This window comes from Bradyrhizobium sp., assembly GCF_030654605.1.
GTDB lineage: Bacteria > Pseudomonadota > Alphaproteobacteria > Rhizobiales > Xanthobacteraceae > Bradyrhizobium.
This window is the reverse complement of sequence record NZ_JAURXB010000034.1, coordinates 1-1,888: the sequence shown is the minus strand read 5'-3', so window position 1 is coordinate 1,888 and position 1,888 is coordinate 1. Positions and strand designations below refer to the sequence as shown.

General features: G+C 62.1%; 2 protein-coding genes. Both read right to left on the bottom strand.

The features are described 5' to 3' along the window. Positions 1-296 precede the first annotated feature (296 nt). Entirely contained in the window at positions 297-1,241 is a 945-nt protein-coding gene (locus Q7U29_RS03520; RefSeq protein WP_304738486.1) for a DUF5996 family protein, read from the bottom strand. A 170-nt stretch (positions 1,242-1,411) separates the two neighbouring features. Further along, a partial coding sequence (gene wrbA / locus Q7U29_RS03515; protein ID WP_304738483.1) for an NAD(P)H:quinone oxidoreductase occupies positions 1,412-1,888 on the bottom strand: 477 nt, incomplete at its 5' end.

The following is a 1,888-nucleotide window of genomic DNA, read 5'->3' as shown; positions in this document are numbered from 1 at the left end:
CCGGAATTGCGATCGTCGATGGGGCAGAGTTTCATGATGGGAATGCACTGATCAATCAGCAATTTGACGCCCGCTGCGTCCAGTCTATCTCTTAGACCGAATACGCCAATTCCGGTAGATCGGGCGTTCTGCCGCTGTCGTGTTGCTGCTGTTAACGTAAAGGAATGCGCGGGCAATTTTTCCGGAGAAGATGCGCGCTTGATGATGATGGCAGCGCAACTTCCCTAACGGTTAACGCATCGTTAACGCCACTGGATAAAGCGAGGTGTTCCGCAAGCCGGCTCGCTGGAACAGCGTTAGATCTGCCGCACCACGCCCGGTTTTCCCGGCGCGCATTCCAGCGCGTCGCGATCCCACTTCGCGGCATCGGCCGCGGCCTCATAACTGCTGTGCAGGAACTCCAGCAAGGCCTGATCCGGATTCGCGGCGGTGCGCACGGCCTCGTAGGGCAGGATGAATTCGCCGAGCGCCTCGCTGAAGAACGCGGCCTCGGGGCGTACCTTGGCCGTGCGAAAGCCCGCCGGTTCGGGATAGGCGTAGCAATAGAACGCGGGGTAATCGATCGCACCGGAACCCGGCCAGAAACCGGCGCTGCTGACTTCGTGCGAATAGGCCTCCGTGGCGACGTCATCGGACAGATGCGGCACGCCGCCGGGATGGCGCGGCGCGCGGCGGCCGGAAAAGCGCGTCACCGCGAGATCGAAACTGCCCCAGAAGAAATGCACCGGGCTCGCCTTGCCGAGGAAACCCGTGCGGAACTGTTTTAATACCCGGTCGACGTTGACCAATATCTGGAAGAGGCGTCCCACGGCATCCGGATCGTAGGAAGAATGCCGGCTGTCCTGCGAGAACCGCACCGGATCCGGCAATTCGTTGGGGATCTCGTCGATGGTAACGTGAATGCCGAGTTCGGCGAGCGCGGCCATCACGGCGGCATAAAAACTCGCGACCGAGTGCCCGGGCAGCGCAAACTGCCGCTGTGCACCGTCGCTGGTGGTGATGCGCAGCGCATGATCGATGAAGTCGAGATCGATCTGGAATGTCCTGTTGCCGTCCGGGATCGGCGAGGTCGTCAACCCCCGCGCGCTGACGTAAAGCGCGACGTGCCAGGAGTGATTCAGCCAGGGCGAGCGCACCAGACGAATTTTTCCGATCACCTGCGTCCACAGATGCAGCGTCGCATAGCTGTCGCGCCAGGCCGCGGTGGGCAATTCCGGCCAAAAGGCGTGCGGGTTGTTCATGGCTGGACTCGCTCACGTTGATCGCGGGCTCGTGGAGTATCACGTATCACAGATCGTCGCAGACATTCCGGGGCGATGCATCGAACCAGGATGTGCAATTGCACATCTGAGAATCTCGAGATTCCGGGTCTGGTCCTTCGGACCATCCCGGAATGACGAACTTTCTCGCATCAGCCATGCAGCTTTTTCGCGGTCTCCGCGATCACGCGTCCTTGATAGCGCGCGCCCGCCAGTTCGTTCTCGCTCGGCTGGCGGCTGCCGTCGCCGCCGGTGATGGTGGTGGCGCCATAGGGCGAACCGCCGGTGACCTCGTCGAGCTTCATCTGGCCGGCAAAGCCGTAATTCAGGCCGACGATGGTCATGCCGAAATGCAGCAGGTTGGTGATCACCGAAAACAACGTGGTCTCCTGGCCGCCATGCTGGGTCGCGGTCGAGGTGAAGGCGCCACCGACCTTGCCGTGCAGCGCGCCCTTGGCCCACAGACCGCCGGCCTGGTCGAGGAAACTCGCCATCTGCGACGCCATCCGGCCGAACCGGGTGCCGGTGCCGACGATGATGGCGTCGTAATTGACGAGATCTTCGACCTTCGCGACGGGCGCCGCCTGATCGAGCTTGTAATGCGAGGCTTTTGCCACGGCTTCGGGCAC